The following is a 25,295-nucleotide window of genomic DNA, read 5'->3' as shown; positions in this document are numbered from 1 at the left end:
GAATTTTATATGTTGAAATTATTTAAACATTTAAAGCCTTATAGCAAGCAATTAGTATTTATATTAATACTTTTATTTATTCAAACTATGGCTCAATTATATCTTCCAACCTTATTATCAAAAATTGTAGATACAGGCATAATAAATGGAGATGTTAACTATATACTAAAAATTGGTGGAATTATGATTGGTATAGCTTTCATAGGAAGTATCTGTACAATATTTGCTAGTTTTATTTCATCTAAAGTTTCAATGGGACTTGGTAGAGATTTAAGAAGAAATATATTTACTAAAGCAGAAACTTTTTCATTAAATGAAATTGATACAATTGGTACTGCATCCCTTATTACTAGAACAACAAATGATGTTAACCAAGTACAGCAGGTTGTTATTATGATTCTTAGAATGATGGTAACTGCTCCACTTACATGTATTGGTGGTATTATAATGGCAGTTTCAGTTAATAAAAAACTTTCATTAATACTTTTAGTTTCAATGCCTATTGTTATTATTACAATACTATTTATAGGTAAAAAAGGTATGCCACTATTTAAAGCAATGCAAGTTAAACTTGATAAAATAAATAAAATTTTAAGAGAAAACCTTACTGGTATAAGAGTTATAAGAGCTTTTAATAAACAATCCTTTGAAAAGAAGAGATTCGATGAAGCAAATGATGATTTTACTAATAATGCAATAAAAGTAAATAAGATAACTGCATTACTAATGCCTTTATTAATGCTTATATTAAACTTAACCTCTGTTGCAATACTTTGGTTTGGTGCAAATAGAATAAATAGCGGTGTTATGGAAGTTGGTAATCTTATGGCCTTCTTGCAATATGTAATGCAAATAATGTTCTCACTTATAATGGTAAGTATGCTATTTATAATGATTCCTAGAGCTTCTGCTTCTGCTGAAAGAATAAATGAAGTTTTAAAAATGGAACCTAGCATTAATGATTCTAATAACCTAATAAATGAAAGTACTGAAAATGGATATGTTGAATTTAAAGATGTATCTTACTTCTATCCTGGTGCTGAAAATCCAGCATTAAGTAATATATCCTTTAAAACTAATCCAGGTGAAACTACTGCAATTATTGGTGGTACAGGCTCTGGAAAATCTACTATATTAAATCTTATAACAAGATTTTATGATGTTTCAAAGGGAGAAATATTAGTAGATGGAATTAATATAAAAAATATGTCTCAAGATACTCTTAGAAGTAAAATTGGATTTGTTCCTCAAAAGGCTATGCTATTTTCTGGAACCATTAGTGAGAATTTAAAATATGGTAAAGAAGATGCAACAAATGAAGATTTAATTCACGCAGCTAAAATAGCCCAAGCTTATGAATTTATTTCTGAAAAGGAAAATGGATTTGACTCAATAGTTGAACAAGGTGGTAAAAATTTCTCAGGTGGTCAAAAACAAAGACTTGCTATAGCCCGTGCTTTAGTTAGAAAACCTGAAGTTTATCTTTTTGATGATAGCTTCTCAGCATTAGATTTTAAGACAGATTCAAAACTTAGAGCTGCCTTAAAAAGTGAAACTAAAAATTCTGCTGTTATTATAGTAGCTCAAAGAGTAAGTACAATAATGGATGCAGATAGAATATTAGTTTTAGACGAAGGTAAAATTGTTGGTATAGGTACTCACAAAGAATTACTTAAAAACTGTGCAATTTATCAAGAAATTGCCTCATCACAACTTTCAGAGGAGGAACTTTCAAATGAGCATAGATAAAAATAATAAAAAACAACCTGGCTTTATGGGAGGAAATGGTGGTGGCCACAGAGTAGCAATGGGTGGCGAAAAAGCCAAAGACTTCAAAGGAACAGGTATAAGACTTTTAAAATATTTAAAACCTCATAAAATTAAATTAATTTCTGTAATTTTTATGGCTATAATAAGTACAGCCTTTACTGTATTTAGTCCAAAATTACTTGGAGAAACTATTAATGTAATACTTGAAGGTATGATTGCTAAATTTAAAGGAATTCCTGGAGCTTCAATTGATTTTTCAAAATTAACACATTATATCTTACTACTTTTATTCTTTTATATATTAAGTGCTACATTTATGTATTTACAACAATATATAATGGCTGGAGTTGCTCAAAATACTGTTAGAGACATGAGACGTGATGTTGATGAAAAGTTAAATAGGCTTCCAATGAAATATTTTGATTCTAATTCTAAGGGAGATATATTAAGTAGAGTTACAAATGATGTTGATAATATAAGTAGTACTCTTCAACAAAGTTTAACTCAATTAATTACAGCTATAATATCAATGATTGGTATTACAATTATGATGCTTACAATAAGTCCTTTATTAACATTAATATGTGTTTTAACTCTTCCTATTTGTGTTATTGCAACTAGACCTATAATTGGTAAATCACAAAAATTCTTTACAAATCAACAAAGGGAACTTGGTAAACTTAATGGACACGTTGAAGAAGTTTATACTGGTCATACTGTAATTAAAGCTTTTGGTCATGAAAAGAAAGCAATTAAAGAATTTGATGAAATTAATGATAAACTATATAGTTCCTCTTGGAAGGCACAATTTATGTCAGGTTTAATTATGCCTTTAATGAATTTAATTAATAATATAGGTTATGTAATTATTGCAGTTGTTGGTAGTATATTAGTTACTAAAAATAAGTTAAGTGTTGGATATATTCAATCATTTATTCAATACTCAAGACAGTTTACTCAAATGATTAATCAAACTGCAAACATTGCAAATATCCTACAATCAACAATGGCTTCAACTGAAAGAGTATTAGAAATATTAGATGAAGAAGAGGTAGTTAGTGATCCTATTAATCCATTAACTCTTGATAACCCTAAAGGAAATGTTGATTTTAAACATGTTAAATTTGGTTATGAAAAAGATCAAATTTTAATGAAAGATATGCAAGTATCTGCTAAAGAAGGTCAAACAATTGCAATTGTTGGTCCAACAGGTGCTGGTAAAACAACTTTAATAAATCTTATGATGAGATTTTATGAATTAAATGGTGGAGAAATAACTTTTGATGGTGTTGATATAACAAAATTCAGTCGTGGATATTTAAGAAGTATGTTTGGTATGGTTCTTCAAGATACTTGGCTATTTAATGGAAGCATTAAAGATAATATTGGCTATGGTAAAGAAGATGCTACCTTTGAAGAAATTGTTAGAGCTGCAAAAGCTGCTCATGCAGACCACTTCATAAGAACATTACCTAATGGATATGACACAATATTAAATGAAGAAGCTTCAAATATATCTCAAGGACAAAAACAATTATTAACTATTGCTAGAGCAATACTTGCTAATCCAAAAGTATTAATATTAGATGAAGCAACAAGTTCTGTTGATACAAGAACAGAAACTTATATTCAAAATGCTATGACAAGACTTATGAAAGGTAGAACAAACTTTGTTATTGCCCATAGGCTTTCAACAATTAAAGATGCAGATCTAATTTTAGTTATGAATCATGGTAATGTTATAGAACAAGGTACCCATGATGAATTACTTAAAGAAAATGGTTTTTATGCAGATCTTTATAATAGCCAGTTTTCTCAAGATGAAATTACGGCTTAATATTTAGATGTAATCCTATATTTTAGTAAGTGATGATTTTACCTATCTATTAAGACTTACTTAGCAACAAAAAGAGTGCCTATAAAATTTCGGCACTCTTTTATTTTTTATATTAGACTACCTAAAATCTTCTTATACAACTTTAATAATTGAAAAATAAGCTATATTTTCTCCTGCTACTGGAAGATTTAAAGTTACCTGATTACTCATAGTAACTGATATTACTGTCCCAGCTTCTAACCTTACAATCCTATCAAATACAGCTGTATATGGAAAATTCATTCTACCAAATAAAGGTATAATATTTCCTTCTTCTATTCCATTTATTCTTAAGAAAGAAAGCAGCACACATTGAGGAATTATAATACTAAAAGTTATTCTATAATCCCCTGCTTCACTTACAGTTAAGGTATTATTTGTATTAGTTATAATTGATGAATTATTAACTACTATATCATTAAAAAGTTCTAATTTTCCATTTACTTGTCTAATGCTACTTCGCTTAACATAAGAAGCAAATTCAGCAGGATCATTTTCTCCAGTTGCTCCTGTCGCTCCTGTTGCTCCTGTTGGTCCTGTTGCTCCTGTTGGCCCTGTCGCTCCTGTTGGTCCTGTCGGTCCTGTTACTCCTGTTGGTCCTGTTGCTCCTGTCGGTCCTGTTGGTCCCGTCGGTCCTGTTTCTCCTGTTGCTCCTGTTACTCCTGTTGCCCCTGTTGCTCCTGTTGGCCCTGTTAATCCCGTTACTCCTGTCGGTCCTGTTGCTCCTGTTTCTCCTGTTGCTCCTGTTTCTCCTGTTGCTCCTGTTGGCCCTGTTGCTCCTGTTGCTCCTGTCGCTCCTGTTGCCCCTGTTGGTCCTGTTGGTCCTGTTGAGCAACACAAATCTCTTAAATATAAGAATGGTTTATGACGAGTATTGCTAGAACTAAATATAGCAACACCATTGCTATCAGCTGATACATCTATTAGAATTTCATCAATTCTATTAATACAACTATCTCTAAATAATTCTGATAAATCTATAGATATATATCTTCCTTCATCAAATTCATTTATTCTACTTCTAACACATCTCTCAACTATAACAGCTTTCCTTTCATCTAAAATTCTTACACGTAATTTAATTAGCATACTTCTTACAAATCTTAAATTATCAAAAAACAAATAAAGTCTAATTAAATTTCTATCAATACATGAAAATTTTTTATCTATATCAAATCTCAATAAAAAGCAGCATTTGGTTGAATTACAATTACATCTATTATTACAATTGCAAACTACTAATCTGTCACATATTTCTTTACTATCTCCATTTAAAAACTGTCTCTCTTCAATGGGTGTGACTTTAATCTTCATAGTTACCCTCCTTATTCATCTTAAAGTTAATATCTTATTATTAATATATAAAAAGATTAATATAAGGTTGACAAGAATATAAAAATACACCCTCTTTAAATAGATTAATAAAATATAATTAACAATTATTTTATTAATTAAGTTGACAAAGATATTTATTAAGAGTATAGTTAACTCATGGCAAAAAGCACAATATAATATCGCGGGATGGAGCAGTTGGTAGCTCGTCGGGCTCATAACCCGAAGGTCGTAGGTTCAAGTCCTGCTCCCGCAACCATAAAAAAAGATAGTTTTTTTAAACTATCTTTTTTTTATTCTACAATTCCATATACTCTTGTTGGTGAACCATCAACATTTTTTAATTTTAATGGCGCTAATATTATTTTAAACTTAGAATTTATTTTATTTAATGAACATAAATTTTCTATTATTATTTTCCCTTTAGATAATAATATTTTATGATTTATTAGTTCTTCATTATTTTCTTCATCTATTGATATACAATCTACTCCAATTCCACATAAACTTTCAATATTTCCTAGGAAATTGGCTCCTTCAACACTTAATATAGGATATTCACTAAAATACTCATTTTTATTCCAATATTTTTCCCATCCTGTCTTTAATATTAAATATTCTACATTTTCTATTTCTTTTATATAATTAATCAAAAACTCTTTATCTATAACTTTTACATTTCTGCAGTCAATAATAATAGCTCTACCTATAAATTTTTCTAAATTAACTTCATCTAGTCCAATTCCATCCTCAAATATATGTTTTGGCAAATCTATATGAGTTCCTGTATGAGTTGCTAATTTAATCTTTAATACATTATATCCATCTTCTTTTATAGTTGCCAAAGTTGTTATTTTTGCTTTTTCTTCTTCTGAATAAGCAGTCATCTTATCTTCTATAAAATGAGTTAAATCAAAAATATCCATTTTACATTCTCCTCTAAGAGTTACTATTTATTTATGAAAATATATTTATATTAATTTTAATAAATCCTCAGACTCTTTAAGTTCTATTGCTTCATCTATTCCATCTTTATTTTTACATCCCCACAAAGCTAGTCCAAAATCAATATTAGCATTTTTTGAACACATATAATCTGAAAATGTATCTCCAATATAAATACACTCTTCCTTTTTAGCATGTAGCTCATCTATTGCCTTTAATATTGGTTCTGGATTTGGCTTATGATTTTTTGTATCATCAGCTAATACTACTGATTCCATAAAATCATGTAAGCCCTTATCCATAAAATCTATATCATATTGCTCTTTAGTCTTTGAACTTACAATTGCCATTTTAATTTTATTTTTATATAGTTTACTTATTACATTATCAATATTTTTATAAAGCTCTGCTCCTAACTCATACTCATTTACATACTGAACCCACTTTGAATAATTATCTTCAATATTGTCAAAATTTAATTTTTCTAAAGTCTTAATTCCTGGAAGTCCTAATGCAAAAATTAAATCCTCATATTTTATATCAATTCCTTTAACATCTTTAATTAATCTTTGAAGTGGAATTAAATTCATCTTTTCTGTATCTAATATAGTACCATCTATATCAAATATTATATATTTATACTTCTTCAAATTACTCTCCCCCATCTATACACAATTTATTTCTATGCCTTTAAATTTACTAATACTATTTCTGGTCTATTAAATATTCTAAAAGGAAATGCACTATTTCCAAGTCCTCTACTAATAACAAGAGTTGTGTCTTTAAACTTATGAGCACCTTCTGTATATTTAGGGAAAAGACCTTGCTCTGGTGCAATTATCCCTCCTACAAATGGTATTCTTATCTGACCGCCATGGGCATGACCTGTAAAAACTAAATCTACATTACTATTATCGTAAAACTTATAAATTTCTGGTTTGTGACAAAGTAAAATTTTATAATTATCACTAATATTATTTTCTAATATACTTTTAAGATTAACAGGAAGATTATAAATCATATCATCTTTTAACCCAATTAAATCTACAGTATTTTTCCCTATCTTTAATTTAACTAATTCATCATCAAGTACATTAATTCCTCTTTTTATTAATTCCTTTTTTAAGTAATCATAATTCCCTATTCTAATTTCATGATTACCACTTACATAATAAACTGGTGCAATCTTAGATATCTCTTCCATCAGTATAAAAGCTGGCTCTTCATTATAATCATAACTATCTACAATATCCCCAGTATAAACTATAATATCTGGTTTTAATTGTTCTATTTTCTTAACTAATCTTTTTTGATTTTTCCCAAACATTTTATTGTGTAAATCACTTAAATGCACAATTTTATAATCTTTATTTAATTCTAATTTATGTTCTTTTATATCTATTTCATTTATAGATAACCAATTATTTTGAGTATATAGAAAAACTATTATTAACATTATTATAAATATTAAAATATAAATCACTTTTTTCACCTTCGTTTCACTTTTATAATACCCCATTTAATTCCCCCTAAAGATATCTTCTCCTTATAATACTATCATTATAAGTTAAATTTTATAATATAAATTCCAATACTTATATTTTATTCAATAATAAACTATATATTTTATTTTTAAATTTAAAATTTTGTCTTTACATAATTTCAATTTATTGACACTTTAATATATTAAGACTACAATAGATAATATAAAATATAATATTAATTTATAAATGTGCTAGGGGTGCCATTTGGCTGAGAGATGCTTTAAGCATTAACCCTTTAACCTGATCTGGTTAATACCAGCGTAGGAAAGCAATTAAGTTTTCATACGTCCTTCTAGCACAGTATAGGAGGTTTTTTTTATGGAATTTTTTACAGACTGGGGTGCAAGATTTAGTAAATTATATACTAATCTCCCAAAGAAATTTGAAACTATTATTAAGGATCCTATGACAATACTTACAATAATAGCTTGTTTAGTTATATTTATTGCATTATTTAAAATTAAAAAAATTAAACTTAATGCTAGAATTATAACTCATATTGGAATTGCACTAGCCCTTGCAACTATACTTAATGTATTTAGACTTTATAGATTCCCTCAAGGAGGTAGCATTACTTTAGGTTGTATGGTTCCAATATTAATTATAGCCTTTGCTTATGGTAAAGAAATTGGATTTTTAACTGGATTTTTGTATGGATTAATAAATTTATTAACAGACCCATTTATAATCCATCCATTACAAATGTTATTTGACTATCCACTACCATCATTAGCAATGGGACTAGCTGGATTTAAGTTTTTCAAAAATAGAAGGATGCTTGGTGTATTTGTAGCATTTTTTGCTAAATTTTTATGTCACTTTATTTCAGGAGTTGTATTCTTTGGTTCCTATGCTCCTGCTGGAATGGGAGTTGTGCTTTATTCACTTTCAGTAAATCTTCCATTAATTGGAGCAGAAATGGTTATTTGTATGGTTATACTAAAATTAATACCAACAGAAAGAATCATTAGAATGGTAAATCCAGACTATGTTAGTTTTAAGCCTGTAAGTGCTTAAACTTAAAATAAAAATCCCCTTTTTAGGGGATTTTTTAATTTATTTACTTTTAAATCTAAGCTATCTGTTTGAAAAAGTCCATCATAGTTAAATTATACTGTACTTCTTTATCTAAATTTTTCTCCAATTCAAAACCTATCTTTTCAAATACTCTCCTAGATCTATTATTATCATACTTAACTTTAGCTATAACTTCATCAACTCTCCAATCAAAAAATGCAGTTTTTAATCCTTGAAGTACTGCATTTGGACCTATACCCTTTCCCCATTCCTCTTTATTTCCTATTGCAATTACTATCTCTGCCTTATCTCCTTTAGGAACTAGCTTTAAAAATCCTATTGGTTCTTCTCTTTTATCAATCATAAAAAAACTTCCTCTTTGATTAAAAATTGGAGTAAGAACTGGATTATTACAACTTTCAACCATATTTTTAATATGCCTACAAATTTGGCTTTCTTCATTTAAATATCTAATAATTTCAAAATCATTTAACCAATCAACAATCATTAATGCATCATTCCTAAAAACTTCCTGCCTTAATGATATATTGTTCCCCTTCATTTGTTTCACCTCTTAAATTTATAGTAGTTTTAATTAATCTTCAAAAAAACTCAACCTTTTTTATTGTAACCTTTCAGTTAAATTTTGTAATTAATTCAATCCTAATCCATATAATTTAATAAGGTTTATCTCATTTTATCTTTGTTTACCTACATTTATCTTATAGCTGTAATAAAAATCAATAAAAATGAATTAAATGTAATTAAATTGATTTTATTTACAAAAATAATTTCTTATTATATTTTTTGCAAAAAAAGACTACTAATAAATGATTATTTCACTTATTAGTAGTCCTTATTATAAAAAATTACTTACATTTTTCTAATATCATATTTGCTAGATTATGAGCTAATTTATCAATTTCCTCTTGATCTTCTCCCTCTAGCATAACTCTAACTAATGGTTCTGTACCTGAAGGTCTTATTAAAACTCTTCCTTTTCCATCCATTAATTTTTCCATTCTTTCAATTTCTTCTATTATTTCTTTATCCTTTAAATAAATATCCTTCATTTCATTAGGAACTTTAGCATTTACTAATACTTGTGGAAGTTCTTTCATTATTGAGCATAATTCACTTAAAGTTTTATTATTTCTCTTAACTATTGATGCAACTTGAAGTGCAGTAACTAACCCATCTCCTGTTGAGTTACATTCTAAGAATATTATATGACCTGATTGTTCTCCACCAAGAACATAGCCACCATTTCTCATTTCTTCTAGTACATATCTATCTCCAACTTTAGTTTTTAAAGTTTTAATTCCTAATTTTTCACATGCAATATTTAATCCTAAATTACTCATTACTGTAACAACTAAAGTATCATCTTTTAGTCTTCCAATATCTTTAAGATGTTTTGCACATAATGCTAATATAAAATCTCCATTAATTAAGTTTCCTTTTTCATCTACAGCTAAACATCTGTCAGCATCTCCATCAAAGGCAAAACCTAAATCGCAGCCTTTTTTAACTACATAGTCCATTAATTCTTCTGGATGAGTTGATCCACATTTTTCATTAATATTAGTACCATCTGGATTATCATTTATTACATATACATCAGCACCTAAATCTCTAAATGCCTTAACTGATGCTTCATAAGATGCACCATTTGCACAATCTAGAGCTATTTTCATTCCCTTTAAGCTTGTTGATGTTGTGTTTTTTGCAAATTCAATATAATCATCTAATGCTGAAACTTCAACTACTTCTCTTCCAAGATCCACACCTGTTGGACTTGGTACTCCCTCAAAGTTTGTTTCTATTACTCTTTGTATTTCATCTTCTAAATCATCTGAAAGTTTGTATCCATTACTATTGAAAAATTTTATTCCATTATATTCTACAGGATTGTGTGATGCTGAAATCATAACTCCTGCATCTGCTCCATATTCTCTAGTTAAATGTGCTACTGCTGGAGTTGGTATTACTCCTAAAATAACAGCTTCTGCTCCAACTGATAATATACCTGCAACTAAAGCAGCTTCTAACATATCTCCTGATATTCTTGTATCCTTTGCAACTAATATCTTTGGCTTGTGCGCTGCTTCTGTTAATACATATGCTCCTGCTCTTCCAAGATTATATGCAAGTTCTGCTGTAAGTTCAGTATTTGCTACTCCCCTTACTCCATCAGTTCCAAACATTCTACCCATAAAATTTTACCTCTTTCTTCTATTTCGTTTTACATTTAAAATTCTAACTTTTTTAACTACTATATAGTATAATATTTTATTTATTTATTGACAACTTTTAAAGGTTAATCCTGTCTAAAACAAGATTATATCCATCACTTCCATAATTTAAGCATCTATTAACTCTGCTTATTGTAGCCGTACTTGCTCCTGTAATCTCAGCAATCTCAGTATATGTTTTCTTTTCCTTTAAAAGTCTAGCTACATACATTCTTTGAGCTAAAGCCTTAACTTCTGTTATTGTTGCAACATCCTCAAAAAACTTATAGCACTCCTCTTTATTTTCCAATTTTAAAATAGCTTCAAAAAGAATATCCATCTCTTTGCTCTTTATCTTTGAATTAACTGAGTTCATAATAAAATCCTCCATGATATATTCTATTAACATTATATCATTTTTACTTTATTAATTCATTTCTTTATCATATAACTGTAACATTCATTACTTTTCGTTAAAATCTTCATCTTTAAAATTTTCCTTTATATTAAGTTCTCTCATTTTGTCATATACCACTTTAGTGGGAACAAGCCATACATCACCAGTACCTCTATAAACGTTCAAGAAGCCTTCTCCACTTGTTGTACTTCCAACTATTGTTGTTGCTGATTTTTCAACTGAAAATTCAATATCTCCACTTCTAAGTATTGCAAAACTTCCATCAACTTTTAATGTATCATTATTTAACTTACATCTAAAAATCTCATCTTCTGGAACAGGAAGTTCTAATGCAACTATTCCAGATCCATATATTTTAGTTTGAAATAAGCCTTCCTTTCCAAAAAGCATTGATGAAATATTTTTTTGACTAATTGGAGAAATTTCAATACCTTTCTCACAAGCTAAAAAAAGTCCATCATCAATAATTATCCAATCATCTTCAAGTTCAACTAATGCATAATGTTTAAAAGAAGGTTCTAAAAATATCTCTCCCCTACCTGAATAAGTTGGTTTAAACATTTCTTCACCTGTTAATTTACTTGAAATGAATTTTTTAGATAAACCAAAAACCCCTCCTGTTTTATTAATTATGTCAATATCACCTTTCATATAACTTAAGGCTCCACTTTCTATCTTAACTCTGCTATCATCTAATAATATTCTTATTTGTTTAAGCTTAATACCAGATTCATTTATTGTATTTAAATCAAAGGCTGTATCTACTTCAGTAGCTCCTTTTAATTCATCATATTCTAAAACTTGAAACCTTGAATCATTTGTCATTTGTGCAATCATTGTTAATTTATTTTCAAATTTTAAGCTTGTCCTCATAATAAAACCTCTCATCATTTCTAATTTAATATGTATAAAAAAAAGATATATCTAAATTATAGACATATCTCCTTTAATTATTCAATAAATTACTAATTATGTATAGCTCTTAAAATTTCTTCATGATTTATTTTAATGTTTTAACTAAGTTTTCTGAATCTAAAACCTTAGTTATTCTAATTCCAAAGTTTTGTTTAGAAACTACAACTTTTCCATATGCTATTTTTTTACCATTTGCAAGTATTTCCACCTCTGCATCTTCTAAAGTATCTAATTCAATTATAGATCCTTTTCCAAGTGACAAAACTTCATTTAATGACATTTTTGTTCTTCCTAATACTGCCGTTACTTCTATTGGTATATCTAGTATTCTAGCTATATTATCTATCATATTTTATCTCTCCCTACTAATAATATCAGTTATTTGAACACCTTTTTTAACACCTACTATTCCAGACTTTGCTTTATATGTATCTGCTCCACCTACACTAACTATAATATCATCATTAATTTGTTGATTTAAAAGGACTACATCTCCTTCTTGAAGCTTTAATAAATCACTTATATTTATATTTATAGTTCCAAGTTTAGCTTGTATATCCATATTAACATTTTTTACATACTCAAAAATTTCATTAGAAAAAATATCATTTAAGTTTTCTTCCTCTTCTGAAATAACATTTATATTTACTAAAGTATTTATAACAGATTCCATGCTTTTATAAGGTGTACAAAATTTCATTTTACCAATATTGTTATTATTAACTGTAGCTCCAATTATTGATTCAAATACAATATCTTTACCTGTAAGTCTTTGATATTGAGCTGGAGTTGTATATATATTTGATATTTCTACACTATTATATTGATATGGTAAATATATTCTTTGTAATAGACTTTGTAATAAGTATCTTATAAGTTCTAAATCTATACTTGTAGGTTCTCTATCATTATCATTAACAATACCACTTCCACCTAAAAGTAAGTCTACTAAACTAAGTACAACACTTTTCTCTATAAACAAAGTTAAATTTTGAACATTAGAATCAATATTATATTCAATTATAATATCATCTTTTTTTGTTATTTCTAAAAAATCATCATAACTAACTTGATTGCTTGTTTCTAACTGTAATTTAAATCCTTCTTTTTTTGTTTCATAGCTTATTTGTAAGTTTGAAGTTTTGCAAAATTCTTCATTCATCATTACTAGATGTCTTATATTTTCTATAGAAAACTTTTCACTTTTCTTAAAGTCATATAATCGTACATCATTCATATTTTATCCTCTTTCTTATCTTGATTGTAAATTATTTATCATAGACCACATATCATCTGCTACCTTAAAACTTTTACTAGTTAATTGAAATGCTCTTTGAGTTGTCATTAAATTAGTCATTTCTTCTCCTAGATTAACATTTGACATTTCAGTATATCCTTGCATAATATTACGATTTTTTTCTATACTTATTTTTGCTCCGTTTTTAGGAGAATATAAATTATCACCAATTGATAAAAAATCCATATTTCCATCAGATTTATATGTATTAATATCAGCAACCTTATTATCATTAACAAATACTTCTCCTAATTTATTAATAATAAAATTATTATCTTTAAGCCCTATATTAGAATAATTATTATTTCCGATAAACTGCATATCTAATATATTTCCATTACTATCTACTAATTGTCCACTAGAATCTATATCAAATTTACCATTTCTAGTATAAGCATATGTATTATCATTTTTAATTACTCTAAATAGTCCATTTCCGTCTATTGCTAAATTACTACTTTTATCAGTTTTAATTACACTTCCTTGATTAAAACATCTAACCCCTTCAGTTGCCCTAGAACCTGTCCCTATATTTGTATTTTTATCATTTATAGGAAAGGAATCTCCCTTCATACTTTTTCTAACTAAATCTTCAAATTTGGTATCTAACTTTTTATAACCTACAGTATTAACATTTACAATATTATTTGATATTACATCTATATTATCTTGGTTTGCTCCCATACCATTTCTAGCAATATTAATTATATCGAACATATAAATTCACCTACCTGACATTCCCTATTTCATTAGCTATTTTACTTAAAGTGGAATCCATTATTTGAACCACCTTTTGGTTTGCTTCAAAGGCTCTTAAATTAACCATTAATGATGTTGTAGCATCAATAATATCAACATTTGATCTTTCTTTATGACAATTTTGTATTTTATAATTATTAACTTTAGTTGGATTTTCCCCTTCTATTAAGTTTTGTCCAGCTTTTTTTAAAGTTTTATAATCATTAAAATCTACTATATTAAACTTATAACTCACCTTTGAATCTAATAAAATATTATTATTTTTATCCATAGTGATTTTAGCTCTTCCAACTCTTATTGGTTCTACATTATTGTTATTTTGATTTATTCCAATAACTTGATATCCTGAACTATTAACTAAATATCCATCCCTATCTATTCTAAATCCACCATCTCTAGAATACTTTGTATTTCCCTTTTCATCTCTTATAGTAAAGAAACCTTTTCCCTCTATTGAAAAATCTGTATCATTATTTGTTTCAACAATTAATCCTTGAGAATAATCAGTATTTATATTATCAACTCTAACTCCAGGATTTAAAGTTCCTAAATTTTGTCTTCTACCTTTTCCATTTACATATCTATCTTTATTGCTTAATACCATATCATCAAAAGCCTTTGATATAACATCCTCGCTTTTATAACCTGTTGTTTTTATATTTGCTATATTATTACTTAATACTTCTTGCTTTGTTTGCAGGTTAAGCATAGCAGATATTGATGAATACATTCCTCTTAGCATATTAGTCCTCCTAATTTATGTTATAATTCATTTTCTTTATTACATTTCTTAAATTAACAATTGCCTTACTATGTAATTGAGATACTCTAGATTCAGATATTTCTAATATTCTTCCTATTTCTTTTAAGGTAAGTTCTTCATAATAATATAAAGATAAAATTAATTTATATCGTTCCTTTAAACTATCTATAGCCTTTGCTAAAATTTCTATTTTTTCTTCATCTTCAACAATACTTGATGGAGTTTTCTTCTCATCATCTTTTATAGTATCAATTAAACTAATATCAGTATTTCCTTCAAAAATAATATTATCTAAAGAGGTAATACTCATTTTATAAATACTATTTTCAATTTTCTTTACTTCATCTAAATTTATATTTAAATACTTAGAAACTTCAATATCCGTTGGCTCTCTAAATAATTTATTTTGCAAATTAAAAACTGCATCATTATAATTATTTATTTTGGTAACATCATTTCTTGATATAGGTGATTGTCTTCTTATTTCATCTATTATTGCAGCTTTTATTTTTAAACTAGCATAACTTGAAAATTTACAGCCCTTAGTATCATCAAAAGTATTAAATGCCTCCAAAAGACCCATAGTTCCATAACTTACTAAATCTTCATACTCTATTCCAATACTATTATTTTTATATTTAGCTGCAATATATCTAACAAGGTTAATATTTTCTAATATGTACTTTTCCTTATCCATTTTAAGTTACCTCCTAGTTAAATATTTACTACTGCACTTGCCCTTATTTGAATATCATTTGGAATTTCATTAAGTGATAATATTGATACATTAGGAAATACCATTTCCACAAGTTTTCTAAAGGGAGCTCTTATTTTAGGAGATACTAAAATTACTGGTATATTATTATAAAAATCTACACTTTCTATAATTTCTTTAATACTTGTAAATATTTTATTTGTGCTCTCAGGATCTACTGCTGGATAAGTTCCATTCATAGACTTTTGAAGATTATTTGCTATTAAATTTTCAACATCACTAGATAATGTAGCTACTGTTATATAATTATTTTCATCTACAAGTCCATTACAAATACTTTTATTTAATGCCATTCTTACATACTCTGTTAAAAGCTCAATATCTTTAGTATTTATTGCGTTATCTGCTAAAGTTTCTAGAATAGTTACTCTATCTTTAATTGAAACTTTTTCTCTAAGTAAATTTTGAAATACCTTTTGTACTTCTCCTAATGTCATTAAATCTGGTATTAATTCATCTACAACTACACCATATTTTTCTTTAGTTGCATCCATTATAGCTTTTACTTCTTCTCTTCCTATAAGTTCATAAGCCTTATCTTTTATAATTTCTAATAAATGTGTAACTAATATAGTTGATGGATCTACTATTGTATATCCTCTAAGTTCTGCTTCTTCAACCTTATCACTACTTATCCATTTAGCCTCTAATCCAAAACTTGGCTCTACAGCTTTTATCCCTTCTATATCTAATCCTAACCCCATAGGATCCATACATAAAAGCATTGTTGGCATTAATGCATAGGTAGCTACTTTATTACCTCTTATTTTTATACAATACTCATTTGGCTCTAATTGAAGATTATCCCTTATTCTAATAGGTTGTAATATTATTCCCATATCAATTGCACATTGTCTTCTTATTGAAGATATTCTTTGGAGTAAATCTCCTCCACTACTTTCATCTGCAAGGGGAATAAGACCATATCCTATTTCAACTTCTAAAACTTCTACATTAATAAGTTCAGTAACATCCTCAACATCATTTGCTGCCACTGGCTCTTCAGTTCCTTCTTCTAATTTATTCTCTTCTTCCTTAGCTTTATTTTCATTATTTCTTAAAACAACTCCAATTAAAAGAAGTCCAACACCTAAAGTGAAGAAGGTTAATGTTGGCAGCCCTGGCATAATTCCTAAAATAAATAAAACTATTCCAGTCATCATCATTGCTTTTGGTATAGATGTAAGCTGCTGACCAGCTAAACTTGCAAAACTTTCATCACTATCAGCTCTAGTAACAAGTATACCTGCTGATGTAGATATTAATAATGCTGGTATTTGACTAACAAGACCATCTCCTATAGTTAGTCTTACATAGGTTTGAGTTGCTTGTACAAAATCCATATTAAGCATTACAACACCAATAATTATTCCACCAATAATATTAATTATTGTAATAATTATCCCTGCAATGGCATCACCTTTAACAAACTTAGATGCACCATCCATAGAACCATAAAAATCTGCCTCTTGTTGAAGTTCTCTTCGTCTTCTTTTTGCAGTAATTTCATCAATCATACCTGCATTTAAATCTGCATCAATACTCATTTGTTTTCCTGGCATAGCATCTAATGTAAATCTTGCTGATACTTCTGAAACTCTACCTGAACCATTAGTTATAACTACAAATTGAATTATTATAATAATTAAGAAAATAATTATTCCAACAACATAATTTCCTCTAACAACAAAACTACCAAAAGATTCAATTACATTTCCTGCATAACCTTCTCCTAAAATAAGCCTCGTTGAGGAAATATTTAATCCTAGCCTAAAAAGAGTTGTTATTAATAATATAGTTGGAAATATTGATAGTTGAAGTATATTAGTTGAAAAAAGTGTCATTAATAAAATCAACACTGATAAACTAATATTTAATACTAATAACATGTCTAATATAAATGGAGGTAGTGGTATTATAATCATTAAAATTATTCCAATAACTCCAAATCCAACAGCTATTTCAAATCTATTTTTTTTACTCATATTTACCATATTTTTTTAGTTCCTCTACCTATTTTTCTTGTATCTATTCTTTATCTTGTATACAGCTACTAAAACTTCAGCAACTGCTGAGTACATTTCTTCTGGTACTTCTTCATTAACCTCTACTTCTTTGTATATAAATCTAGCAAAAGGTTTATTTTCTATTATTGGTATATCATTTTCTTTAGCTATTTTTCTTATATTCATAGCAAGAACATCAGCACCCTTTGCAAGTACTACAGGTGCAGAATCAATCTCCCTATCATATCTAAGTGCAATAGATAAATGAGTTGGGTTGGTTACTACAACTGTTGCATCTTTTGTGCTTTGTATCATTCTTGCATTTGCCATTTCCCTTTGCTTTTGTTTTATTTGACCCTTTACTTGTGGGTCACCTTCTGCCTGTTTGAATTCATCTTTTATTTCTTGCTTACTCATTTTCATCTTCTTATTATGAGAATAAAATTGATATGCAAAATCTAAAATTCCAATTACAACTGCTATTAATATAGCTATATAAAATAATTTTTTTACTATTAAAAATATTACATATATAAGGTTTGGAAAATAAATATCTCCTGTTCTTAATATTTCTCCATAATTATTTTTAACAAAAGAATATCCTATATAACTTAGTATTATTAATAAAAGTGTATTTTTTAATAAGCTAACAAAAGCTCTTTGAGAAAACATATTTTTAAATCCGTTAATTGGATTTATTTTTGAAAATTTAGGTTTTATTGATTCTTTTGTGAATAATAATCCTGTTTGCATTACATTTCCTATAACTCCAATACACAATATAATAAGTCCAATTGGTAAAAATATTTTAAGAAAAATAACTATACCATTATTAAGTAATGTTTTGACTATTTCTTTATTAAAATCTGTATTAAAATCAAGTCTTAAAAATGATGCTATTAATGTTTTTAATTCCCCTATTGCAAAATTAGACATATAAAATATAGACATTACAGAACCTATTAGTGTTAATGCATTTATAGCTTCCTTACTTTTTGCAACATTACCTTTTTTCCGTTCATCCTTCTTTTTTTTAGGGGTGGCTTTTTCGGTTTTTTCAGATATATTATTCACCTCCAAATCTTTATTTTTAATTTTTATACTACCTTTTAAACTAATGTTTATTTTAGCTAAAACTATAACCCCATCTTAATAAGGCTTTAACCTAAAACATAGGCTTTTTTAAATCAAAATTATACTAGTTATATTAAATCCAAATGTTCCATCTAAAACACCTATTAACCCTTTAAACATCTCATGCATTCCACTTATTATAAATGGCAACATGCTTAAAAAGAATACTAATCCAACTAGCATCTTTAAAGGCATTCCAATTATCATTACATTTAATCCTGAAATACTTCTTGATATTATTCCAGTTATTAAATCTGTTATTATAAGAACAACTATTATTGGTATAGCTAATTTAATTCCTAAAATAAAGTAGCTTGAAAATATTTTTAAAATATAACTTAAATTATTTTTTAGTATACATTGACCAACTGGTATTATTTCAAAACTCTTTTGTATAGATCCTATTAGAATGTGATGTATATTTAATCCAAAAAATACTACTATTCCAATGAAGTACATCATATTTTCCATAATTGTAGATTGGCTGTGGACATTAGGATCATATATGCTTGCCATAGACAATCCTAACTGGTTATCTATTAATTTCCCACCTAACCTTAAACTATAAAAACATATATTAACTATATATCCTAACACTAATCCATTTATTGTTTCTAAAAAGCCAAGCCTTAATAATTCAAAGGCATTTTCTACTACAATATTACTATCAACATTTATTCCGATTATAATTGATAAAAATATTGAAAAACATACTTTAAAAACTTGCGGCGTTCCATTTGGAAATATAATATTAGTAGCTACAAAAAAGGCAGCTATTCTAATAACTATATAAATAAACATATTACTTATTTATAGTAGCTATAATATTAAATAGCTCATTTGTTAGCATTATTAGTTTATTAAACATCCATGGTCCACCTATAATTAAAACTAATATAATTGCAACAAGCTTAGGTACAAAAGTTAAAGTTTGCTCTTGAATTTGTGTTGTTGCTTGAAATATACTTATTATTAATCCTACAATTAATGATATAGCTAAAATAGGACCTGCCACCATAACACCTGTTGATAGAGCTTTTTTTACTATTGTCATTATTGCCATTTCACTCATAGCTTTTCTCCTATCCTGTAAAACTTTGTATTAAAGATTTCACCAATAATCCCCATCCGTCAACCATTACAAATAATAATAACTTAAATGGGAGAGATACCATTGCCGGTGGAAGCATAAACATTCCCATAGACATAAGCACACTGGACACTATTAAATCTATAACTAAAAATGGTATATAAATAATAAATCCTATTTGGAATGCTGTTTTTAATTCACTTATAGCAAATGCGGGTACTATTATTGTTAAAGGTAAATCTTTTTTATCTTTTACAACTATTTTTTTTGGTGAGTTATTTATAAATAACTCTAAGTCTTTATCTCTTGTTTGTTTTAATAAAAATCCTACAATTGGTTTTTTTGCCTCTTCCACTGCCTTTGGTAGCTTAATTTCATTTTTTATGTACGGTTGTATAGATTTATCCACAACATCATTAACTACTGGAGTCATTATAAACATAGTTATACACAATGCAAGTCCAATAAGTATTTGATTTGGAATTATCTGCTGAGCTCCTAAGGCTGATTTAATAAATGAAAATGTAATTATTACTCTTACAAAGCTTGTCATCATAAAGATTATTGCTGTTATAAACATAAGAGCTGTCATTAAGAAAAACACCTTCATCATTGGTGTCATACTTGCGTTATTTGTAAGAAGCCTATTTAATACATCCATTATCTTTTTTTCCCAATGAATTTTTTATTTAAAATATCCTTAAAATCTATATTAGATATACTTGATATTTTAGATAAGTTTATAGAATTTTGACTTTTTGCTTTCATACTCATTATTTCATCCATTTCATCTTCATCTAACTCTTTTATTTTCTCTGTATTATGTGCTGAGGCTATTAGCACACATCCAGTGGAGCCTGTCTTTATAAAATAAAGACTTAAATCTTTATTTAAATTAAATTTTTCAATAACTTGAACATATATACCTGAATTTATTTTATTTAAATTTTTTTTGCTAAGTCTTATAGAAATAACCATTAATAGTACCCCAATTGGTATAAATACAATACAATTTATTAAATACTGTATGATTGTTTTATCCATATTTCCTTAACTTCCTTCCCTTTTTTAATTTTCTTATTTCTGTAATTCCTTAGCACTTACCTTTTTAACATTTCTTTGTTGCATAATTACTATATCAACTCTTCTATTAATTGATCTATTTTTATCATTACTATTTGATACTAATGGTCTATATTCTCCATATCCATTTGCAGAGAATCTCTTAGGATTAATTTTTTTAACCTCAATAAAATACTGAAGTACAGTTACAGCTCTAGCTGTAGATAGTTCCCAGTTTGACTCATATTTACTATTATGTATTGGAACGTTATCCGTATGTCCTTGAACACTAATTTCATTGGTTATCTTAGGAATAATATTACTTATTACATCTAATACCTTTGTGCTATCTTTTTTAAGTTCTGCTCTTCCTGAATCAAATAAAATACTATCACTAAGCTGAAGAACTACTCCAGAATCTTCTTCTCTAACCTTAATAACTTTCTCCAAATCATTTTTCTTTATTATTTCATTTACTTTATCTACAAGATTTTCATACTCTGTTTTAATTGCTGCCTCAGCATTTCCTCCACCAGTTGCCTGATTAGTTGTCTTTCCTAGCATGTTATTTTCAAAGGCAGCAGCAATAAGCTTAAGTTTCTTGTTATCAGTTGTTGAAAAGGAATATAGTAATATAAAAAATGTTAAAAGCAAAGTTATTGTATCAGCATATGTATCCATCCAGCCATTTGAATTAATATCATCTGTCTTTCTTTTTTTACGCGACATTCATCTCTACCTTCTTATTTCTATTTTTTTCATTCATATATTTTTTCTTTTCTTTTTCTGTTAAAAAACTCATTAATTTTTCTTCTAAAACTCTTGTTGTTTCAGAATTTTTAATACATAAAATACCTACTAACATCATCTCTTTATTTTCAGCTTCTTTTTCAGCCTTATTTTGTAGGTTAAATCCTAAAGGATTTAATATTAAATTAGCTAATAAAGCACCATAGAAAGTTGTAATAAGTGCCTTTGCCATTCCACTTGCTATAACATCTGGATTATCAAGTTTTGCAAGCATTTGAATAAGTCCAATAAGGGTACCTAACATACCAAATGCAGGAGCATATGATCCCCATGTTTTAAATATTTTTGCTCCTTTATTGTATCTGTTTTCAATTTCTGTTATTTTATTATTCATTACTTCTTCTATTAATTTATCATCAATTCCATCAATAACTAATTCTAAACCACTTTTTAGAAAGTCATCTTTAATGCCTCCAAGTTCATTTTCTAAACTAAGTAGCCCATCTCTTCTTGCCTTTATAGATAAATCTTTAAACATATCAATTGTTTTAACCTTTGACATAGAAGGATTTGTAAATAACTTTGAATTCATGCGAAGAAATAATCTAATATCATCTAATGGAAATGTAATTAATACAGCTGCAAAAGAACCTCCTACAGTTATAATTATTGATATAAAATCATAAAATGCATTTATCCCAACAGATCCTTGAGATATAGCAAAAATCATAAATCCTATTCCTAATAATATACCAATAGGTGTTAATATATCTTGTCTTTTCATATCCTTACCCTCTTATTTATCTTTTAAGATTTAATATTTCTTGTAATAATTCATCACTAGTTGTTATTACTTTACCTGATGCTTGGAAAGCTCTTGTTGCAACTATCATATCTGTAAATTCTTCTGATAAATCAATATTAGCCATTTCTATAGCTCCTTGATTTATAAGTCCAATTTTTGCTGACTTTTCTCCAGTGTTATACATAGGCTTTCCTGAATTTGCAGTTTCTGAATAAATGTTTCCATTTTTAGCTTCTAATCCAGCATCATTTTGAAATACTGCAAGTTTAAGAGTTTGAAGATTTTCTACCTTAGTTCCATCTTCTAAAAGATATGTTAAATTACCTTCTGTTGAAATATTAAAAGAAACAACCTTCTTTTTTACACCATCAGGTGCTGCCCCATATTCCTTTGGAATTGTTATAGGTTCATTCTTTGTATTTAATACTTTATATCCTTTAGATGTTACTAAATTACCATTAGCATCTAAAGAAAAGGAACCATCTCTAGTATATCCTTCAACAATTACAGCTTCTTTCTTATCCATTTGAATTATAAAAAATCCATCTCCATCTATTGCTAAATCTGTAGGTCTTCCTGTAGTTTGAATAGCACCTTGAGTCATATATTTTTCTACACTTGCTACTTTAACTCCAATACCAACTTGTCCAGGATTAACTCCACCTACATTTTTTCCTGGTGCACTTGAATATATTATTGTTTGATTTAATGCATCACTAAATCTAACTCCAGACTTTTTAAAAGCAGTAGTTCCTGAATTTGCAACATTGTTTCCTACTACATCCATCTTAGTTTGATTAGCTTTCATACCACTTATTCCAGAATACATTGATTTTAACATTTGTATATCCTCCTTATAATCTTATGTTATTTACTTGAATTTACTTTTACTAATTCAGAATACTTAAACTTTTTTATTTCTTTGGTATTATCTAGAGAAACTTCTAAAAATACTGTATTATTTTCCACAGATACACTTTTTATATCCCCAACAAATTTTTTAATACTTCCATCTTCTGTTGAAGAATTTACCTCTACATTTTTCCCAATTAATGATGATGCTGTTTGAAGTGAACTATTAATTAAAATTCCATTATTCATGTTTATTAAATTTTTTATAGAATCATTTAAACTCATCATTTGTTCTAAGGAAGAAAATTGTGATAACTGAGTAATATATTGTGATGGATCTTGAGTGTTTAATGGATCTTGATTAGTCATTTGACCTACTAACATCTTAAGAAATATTTCTTTATTAATTTCTTTTCCCTTTTCAACTATTTTTGTTCCATTTTCAGTTCTATTATTACCTATATCTTTTACACTAGTTATTTTCATACTTATTCTCCTATATTAATAAATTGATATTTGTATCTTCTACAAAAGTATTCTCTAATTCACTATCATTTTCTTTAATAAAAGTTTTTTCTCTTTTTTCTTCTCTATTATTTTCATTAAATTGTCTATTATTATCTTCATTAAAACTATTTTCAAAGTTACCTAATTTAACTTCAACATTCACATCTCTACTATCTAAGTTCATATTAATAAGATGATTCTTTATTTCATTTAAATTATCCTTAATCATAAGTAAAGTATCTTTGTTAGTTACATTAATAAGATAATTACTTTTATCTAAAGTCTTTATAACACTTATTTTCATAGTTCCTAATTCTTTAGGATTCATAATTACATTTATTTTTTCTAACTTATGATTTTTAAGATAATTTATTCCCTGAACAACATCATTTTTAATAAATTCTCTCCTAACAACAATAGTTCTATTATCATTTGATATATTATTTAAATTGTTGTTTTCTATGCTCGTTATATTAGAAGTTATCCCATTTTTATCTAGATTATTATTAGGTTTTATTTCTAATCCATTATCTATTTTGCTTTTCAAATCTTCCTTTTTATAATCTAAGTTATTTAAATCATTATTTGTTACATTAACATTATTAAAGGTTTTGTTATTTATAATTTCCCTATCTTCTTCTAAATGTCCATTTTGATTTAATGGTGTTACATTATTTTCTTTAGTAGTTTCCTCTGTGTTTAAATTCAAATTGTTATATTTATTAAATTTATTTTTATCTAACGCTATATAATTTAATATATCCATATCATCTTTGGAAACTTTAACTATATTTCTACTAACCATTAAATCCTTATTATCCTTTAATAATTTAGTATCAGCCTTTGCTTCATTAAAAATATTTAAAATATAATCTTTTAAATTATTTAAGCTAATATCACTTTGTTTATTTTTAGAGATTTCTTTAAAATCTTCTATGTTGGTATTATCTATATTTATTAATTCACTAATTTTTTTAATATCCCTATTTTCTATTAGTTCAAATATCTTTTCTATTTTATCTAGTTTATATGTGCTAATATTTTTAACATTAAATATGTTTTTTAAATCCTTATTACTTTCATTAGCTTTTATATCATTATTTAAAGAACTTTTTATTGTATTTATGGTATCTATAACTTTTTTAGGATCTTCTTTAACATCTTCAGTAATACCTTTACTCTCTTCTTCCTGTAAAATGTTCCCATTAATTATGTTAAGTTTATTTAATAATAAAGATAGGATTTCATTTAATTTGTCATCTATTTTTTCATCTTCATCAGGCTTACCCTTATGAAGAATATTTATATCTTGAATATTTATACTATCTAAAGCTTTTTCATCTAAAATAGATATGAATTCATCTTTACTTTTCGAATCTTTTACAATGTCACTATTTTTATAATTAACTTTCATTTCTAACATGTCTATTTTCATAATCTAACT

The 25,295-nt window shown here is 27.2% G+C and carries 27 protein-coding genes, 1 tRNA gene and 1 riboswitch; of the genes, 4 read left to right on the top strand and 24 right to left on the bottom strand.

Going from position 1 to position 25,295, the window contains the following annotated elements:
- The first annotated feature begins 9 nt into the window (after positions 1 to 9).
- Positions 10 to 1,749, top strand: a complete 1,740-nt coding sequence (locus tag J2S18_RS09210; protein WP_307486078.1) for an ABC transporter ATP-binding protein — start codon at positions 10 to 12, stop codon at positions 1,747 to 1,749.
- A complete protein-coding gene (locus J2S18_RS09205) occupies positions 1,736 to 3,607 on the top strand; it encodes an ABC transporter ATP-binding protein (protein WP_307486075.1) in 1,872 nt (623 codons plus the stop codon). Before J2S18_RS09210 ends, J2S18_RS09205 begins: the two co-directional genes overlap by 14 nt.
- A 132-nt stretch (positions 3,608 to 3,739) precedes the next feature.
- Here the strand turns inward: J2S18_RS09205 and J2S18_RS09200 are convergent, their stop codons facing one another.
- Positions 3,740 to 4,960, bottom strand: a complete 1,221-nt coding sequence (locus J2S18_RS09200; RefSeq protein ID WP_307486072.1) for a collagen-like protein — start codon at positions 4,958 to 4,960, stop codon at positions 3,740 to 3,742.
- Positions 4,961 to 5,161: 201 nt separating this feature from the next.
- Here J2S18_RS09200 and J2S18_RS09195 point away from each other — a divergent pair.
- Positions 5,162 to 5,237 (top strand) — tRNA-Met (locus J2S18_RS09195).
- Positions 5,238 to 5,271: 34 nt separating this feature from the next.
- On the opposite strand, the gene J2S18_RS09190 is transcribed toward J2S18_RS09195, so the two are convergent.
- The 3 genes from J2S18_RS09190 to J2S18_RS09180 are packed head-to-tail and all read right to left on the bottom strand — an operon-like array spanning position 5,272 to position 7,442.
- Positions 5,272 to 5,904: a cyclase family protein gene (locus tag J2S18_RS09190; protein ID WP_307486069.1), complete on the bottom strand. Its 633-nt coding sequence runs from the start codon at positions 5,902 to 5,904 to the stop codon at positions 5,272 to 5,274.
- A 45-nt stretch (positions 5,905 to 5,949) separates the two neighbouring features.
- Positions 5,950 to 6,573 (bottom strand): HAD family hydrolase, encoded by a 624-nt coding sequence (locus J2S18_RS09185; protein ID WP_307486066.1) that lies wholly within the window; start codon positions 6,571 to 6,573, stop codon positions 5,950 to 5,952.
- A 32-nt stretch (positions 6,574 to 6,605) separates the two neighbouring features.
- Entirely contained in the window at positions 6,606 to 7,442 is an 837-nt protein-coding gene (locus tag J2S18_RS09180; protein WP_307486063.1) for a metallophosphoesterase, read from the bottom strand.
- 208 nt (positions 7,443 to 7,650) lie between these two features.
- A riboswitch (TPP riboswitch) is annotated at positions 7,651 to 7,751 on the top strand.
- Positions 7,752 to 7,785: 34 nt separating this feature from the next.
- Here J2S18_RS09180 and thiT point away from each other — a divergent pair.
- Positions 7,786 to 8,484: an energy-coupled thiamine transporter ThiT gene (gene thiT / locus J2S18_RS09175; protein WP_307486061.1), complete on the top strand. Its 699-nt coding sequence runs from the start codon at positions 7,786 to 7,788 to the stop codon at positions 8,482 to 8,484.
- A 55-nt stretch (positions 8,485 to 8,539) separates the two neighbouring features.
- Here thiT and J2S18_RS09170 read toward each other — a convergent pair whose 3' ends face one another.
- From J2S18_RS09170 to J2S18_RS09075, 20 genes are all read right to left on the bottom strand, one after another.
- On the bottom strand, positions 8,540 to 9,046 hold the full coding sequence (locus tag J2S18_RS09170; protein ID WP_307486057.1) for a GNAT family N-acetyltransferase: 507 nt from the start codon (positions 9,044 to 9,046) through the stop codon (positions 8,540 to 8,542).
- Between the two features lie 307 nt (positions 9,047 to 9,353).
- Positions 9,354 to 10,700 carry a phosphoglucosamine mutase gene (gene glmM / locus J2S18_RS09165; RefSeq protein WP_307486055.1) on the bottom strand — a complete coding sequence of 449 codons (1,347 nt, stop codon included), beginning with the start codon at positions 10,698 to 10,700 and terminating at the stop codon, positions 9,354 to 9,356.
- A 97-nt stretch (positions 10,701 to 10,797) separates the two neighbouring features.
- The gene (locus J2S18_RS09160; RefSeq protein ID WP_307486052.1) at positions 10,798 to 11,094 is read right to left on the bottom strand and encodes a YerC/YecD family TrpR-related protein; all 297 of its coding nucleotides are present in this window, start codon (positions 11,092 to 11,094) and stop codon (positions 10,798 to 10,800) included.
- A gap of 87 nt (positions 11,095 to 11,181) precedes the next feature.
- A complete protein-coding gene (locus J2S18_RS09155; protein WP_307486049.1) occupies positions 11,182 to 12,009 on the bottom strand; it encodes an AIM24 family protein in 828 nt (275 codons plus the stop codon).
- A 127-nt stretch (positions 12,010 to 12,136) separates the two neighbouring features.
- Positions 12,137 to 12,400 (bottom strand): flagellar motor switch protein FliN, encoded by a 264-nt coding sequence (gene fliN / locus J2S18_RS09150; RefSeq protein ID WP_307486048.1) that lies wholly within the window; start codon positions 12,398 to 12,400, stop codon positions 12,137 to 12,139.
- A gap of 3 nt (positions 12,401 to 12,403) precedes the next feature.
- The gene (locus J2S18_RS09145; protein ID WP_307486045.1) at positions 12,404 to 13,288 is read right to left on the bottom strand and encodes a FliM/FliN family flagellar motor switch protein; all 885 of its coding nucleotides are present in this window, start codon (positions 13,286 to 13,288) and stop codon (positions 12,404 to 12,406) included.
- Positions 13,289 to 13,303: 15 nt separating this feature from the next.
- Positions 13,304 to 14,065 carry a flagellar hook-basal body complex protein gene (locus J2S18_RS09140; RefSeq protein ID WP_307486043.1) on the bottom strand — a complete coding sequence of 254 codons (762 nt, stop codon included), beginning with the start codon at positions 14,063 to 14,065 and terminating at the stop codon, positions 13,304 to 13,306.
- A gap of 10 nt (positions 14,066 to 14,075) precedes the next feature.
- The gene (locus tag J2S18_RS09135; protein WP_307486040.1) at positions 14,076 to 14,849 is read right to left on the bottom strand and encodes a flagellar hook-basal body complex protein; all 774 of its coding nucleotides are present in this window, start codon (positions 14,847 to 14,849) and stop codon (positions 14,076 to 14,078) included.
- Between the two features lie 10 nt (positions 14,850 to 14,859).
- Positions 14,860 to 15,567: a sigma-70 family RNA polymerase sigma factor gene (locus J2S18_RS09130; RefSeq protein WP_307486037.1), complete on the bottom strand. Its 708-nt coding sequence runs from the start codon at positions 15,565 to 15,567 to the stop codon at positions 14,860 to 14,862.
- A 17-nt stretch (positions 15,568 to 15,584) separates the two neighbouring features.
- The gene (gene flhA, locus J2S18_RS09125) at positions 15,585 to 17,639 is read right to left on the bottom strand and encodes a flagellar biosynthesis protein FlhA (RefSeq protein ID WP_307486034.1); all 2,055 of its coding nucleotides are present in this window, start codon (positions 17,637 to 17,639) and stop codon (positions 15,585 to 15,587) included.
- Positions 17,640 to 17,654: 15 nt separating this feature from the next.
- Positions 17,655 to 18,725 (bottom strand): flagellar biosynthesis protein FlhB, encoded by a 1,071-nt coding sequence (gene flhB, locus J2S18_RS09120; protein WP_307486031.1) that lies wholly within the window; start codon positions 18,723 to 18,725, stop codon positions 17,655 to 17,657.
- A gap of 108 nt (positions 18,726 to 18,833) precedes the next feature.
- A complete protein-coding gene (locus tag J2S18_RS09115) occupies positions 18,834 to 19,586 on the bottom strand; it encodes a flagellar biosynthetic protein FliR (RefSeq protein WP_307486030.1) in 753 nt (250 codons plus the stop codon).
- Between the two features lies 1 nt (position 19,587).
- Positions 19,588 to 19,857, bottom strand: a complete 270-nt coding sequence (fliQ, locus tag J2S18_RS09110) for a flagellar biosynthesis protein FliQ (protein ID WP_307486027.1) — start codon at positions 19,855 to 19,857, stop codon at positions 19,588 to 19,590.
- A 10-nt stretch (positions 19,858 to 19,867) separates the two neighbouring features.
- Positions 19,868 to 20,536: a flagellar type III secretion system pore protein FliP gene (gene fliP, locus J2S18_RS09105; protein WP_307486024.1), complete on the bottom strand. Its 669-nt coding sequence runs from the start codon at positions 20,534 to 20,536 to the stop codon at positions 19,868 to 19,870.
- Positions 20,536 to 20,919 carry a flagellar biosynthetic protein FliO gene (locus J2S18_RS09100; protein WP_307486022.1) on the bottom strand — a complete coding sequence of 128 codons (384 nt, stop codon included), beginning with the start codon at positions 20,917 to 20,919 and terminating at the stop codon, positions 20,536 to 20,538. The genes fliP and J2S18_RS09100 overlap by 1 nt, the downstream gene beginning before the upstream one ends.
- 33 nt (positions 20,920 to 20,952) lie before the next feature.
- Positions 20,953 to 21,666 (bottom strand): OmpA/MotB family protein, encoded by a 714-nt coding sequence (locus J2S18_RS09095; protein WP_307486019.1) that lies wholly within the window; start codon positions 21,664 to 21,666, stop codon positions 20,953 to 20,955.
- Positions 21,656 to 22,471: a motility protein A gene (locus J2S18_RS09090; protein ID WP_307486017.1), complete on the bottom strand. Its 816-nt coding sequence runs from the start codon at positions 22,469 to 22,471 to the stop codon at positions 21,656 to 21,658. The genes J2S18_RS09095 and J2S18_RS09090 overlap by 11 nt, the downstream gene beginning before the upstream one ends.
- A 16-nt stretch (positions 22,472 to 22,487) precedes the next feature.
- Positions 22,488 to 23,333, bottom strand: a complete 846-nt coding sequence (locus J2S18_RS09085) for a flagellar hook-basal body complex protein (RefSeq protein ID WP_307486014.1) — start codon at positions 23,331 to 23,333, stop codon at positions 22,488 to 22,490.
- A 26-nt stretch (positions 23,334 to 23,359) separates the two neighbouring features.
- The gene (locus J2S18_RS09080) at positions 23,360 to 23,830 is read right to left on the bottom strand and encodes a flagellar hook assembly protein FlgD (protein WP_307486011.1); all 471 of its coding nucleotides are present in this window, start codon (positions 23,828 to 23,830) and stop codon (positions 23,360 to 23,362) included.
- A gap of 10 nt (positions 23,831 to 23,840) precedes the next feature.
- Positions 23,841 to 25,286 (bottom strand): hypothetical protein, encoded by a 1,446-nt coding sequence (locus J2S18_RS09075; protein ID WP_307486009.1) that lies wholly within the window; start codon positions 25,284 to 25,286, stop codon positions 23,841 to 23,843.
- Between the last annotated feature and the right edge of the window lie 9 nt (positions 25,287 to 25,295).

Origin of the sequence: Eubacterium multiforme, from assembly GCF_030813415.1 — a bacterium.
Classification (GTDB): Bacteria; Bacillota; Clostridia; order Clostridiales; family Clostridiaceae; genus Clostridium; species Clostridium multiforme.
This window is presented reverse-complemented; position numbering and strand designations above follow the sequence as displayed.

Coding starts and splice junctions, on each gene's coding strand:
- fliQ (WP_307486027.1), bottom strand. CDS start 19,857: ATGAGTGAAATGGCAATAATGACAATAGTAAAAAAAGCTCTATCAACA.
- J2S18_RS09130 (WP_307486037.1), bottom strand. CDS start 15,567: ATGGATAAGGAAAAGTACATATTAGAAAATATTAACCTTGTTAGATAT.
- J2S18_RS09180 (WP_307486063.1), bottom strand. CDS start 7,442: ATGGGGTATTATAAAAGTGAAACGAAGGTGAAAAAAGTGATTTATATT.
- J2S18_RS09095 (WP_307486019.1), bottom strand. CDS start 21,666: ATGTCGCGTAAAAAAAGAAAGACAGATGATATTAATTCAAATGGCTGG.
- J2S18_RS09210 (WP_307486078.1), top strand. CDS start 10: ATGTTGAAATTATTTAAACATTTAAAGCCTTATAGCAAGCAATTAGTA.
- glmM (WP_307486055.1), bottom strand. CDS start 10,700: ATGGGTAGAATGTTTGGAACTGATGGAGTAAGGGGAGTAGCAAATACT.
- J2S18_RS09085 (WP_307486014.1), bottom strand. CDS start 23,333: ATGTTAAAATCAATGTATTCTGGAATAAGTGGTATGAAAGCTAATCAA.
- J2S18_RS09155 (WP_307486049.1), bottom strand. CDS start 12,009: ATGAGGACAAGCTTAAAATTTGAAAATAAATTAACAATGATTGCACAA.
- J2S18_RS09145 (WP_307486045.1), bottom strand. CDS start 13,288: ATGAATGATGTACGATTATATGACTTTAAGAAAAGTGAAAAGTTTTCT.
- fliN (WP_307486048.1), bottom strand. CDS start 12,400: ATGATAGATAATATAGCTAGAATACTAGATATACCAATAGAAGTAACG.
- J2S18_RS09160 (WP_307486052.1), bottom strand. CDS start 11,094: ATGAACTCAGTTAATTCAAAGATAAAGAGCAAAGAGATGGATATTCTT.
- J2S18_RS09080 (WP_307486011.1), bottom strand. CDS start 23,830: ATGAAAATAACTAGTGTAAAAGATATAGGTAATAATAGAACTGAAAAT.
- J2S18_RS09090 (WP_307486017.1), bottom strand. CDS start 22,471: ATGAAAAGACAAGATATATTAACACCTATTGGTATATTATTAGGAATA.
- flhA (WP_307486034.1), bottom strand. CDS start 17,639: ATGGTAAATATGAGTAAAAAAAATAGATTTGAAATAGCTGTTGGATTT.
- J2S18_RS09140 (WP_307486043.1), bottom strand. CDS start 14,065: ATGTTCGATATAATTAATATTGCTAGAAATGGTATGGGAGCAAACCAA.
- J2S18_RS09075 (WP_307486009.1), bottom strand. CDS start 25,286: ATGAAAATAGACATGTTAGAAATGAAAGTTAATTATAAAAATAGTGAC.
- fliP (WP_307486024.1), bottom strand. CDS start 20,536: ATGGATGTATTAAATAGGCTTCTTACAAATAACGCAAGTATGACACCA.
- J2S18_RS09205 (WP_307486075.1), top strand. CDS start 1,736: ATGAGCATAGATAAAAATAATAAAAAACAACCTGGCTTTATGGGAGGA.
- J2S18_RS09170 (WP_307486057.1), bottom strand. CDS start 9,046: ATGAAGGGGAACAATATATCATTAAGGCAGGAAGTTTTTAGGAATGAT.
- J2S18_RS09100 (WP_307486022.1), bottom strand. CDS start 20,919: ATGGATAAAACAATCATACAGTATTTAATAAATTGTATTGTATTTATA.
- J2S18_RS09135 (WP_307486040.1), bottom strand. CDS start 14,849: ATGCTAAGAGGAATGTATTCATCAATATCTGCTATGCTTAACCTGCAA.
- J2S18_RS09190 (WP_307486069.1), bottom strand. CDS start 5,904: ATGGATATTTTTGATTTAACTCATTTTATAGAAGATAAGATGACTGCT.
- J2S18_RS09200 (WP_307486072.1), bottom strand. CDS start 4,960: ATGAAGATTAAAGTCACACCCATTGAAGAGAGACAGTTTTTAAATGGA.
- thiT (WP_307486061.1), top strand. CDS start 7,786: ATGGAATTTTTTACAGACTGGGGTGCAAGATTTAGTAAATTATATACT.
- J2S18_RS09115 (WP_307486030.1), bottom strand. CDS start 19,586: ATGTTTATTTATATAGTTATTAGAATAGCTGCCTTTTTTGTAGCTACT.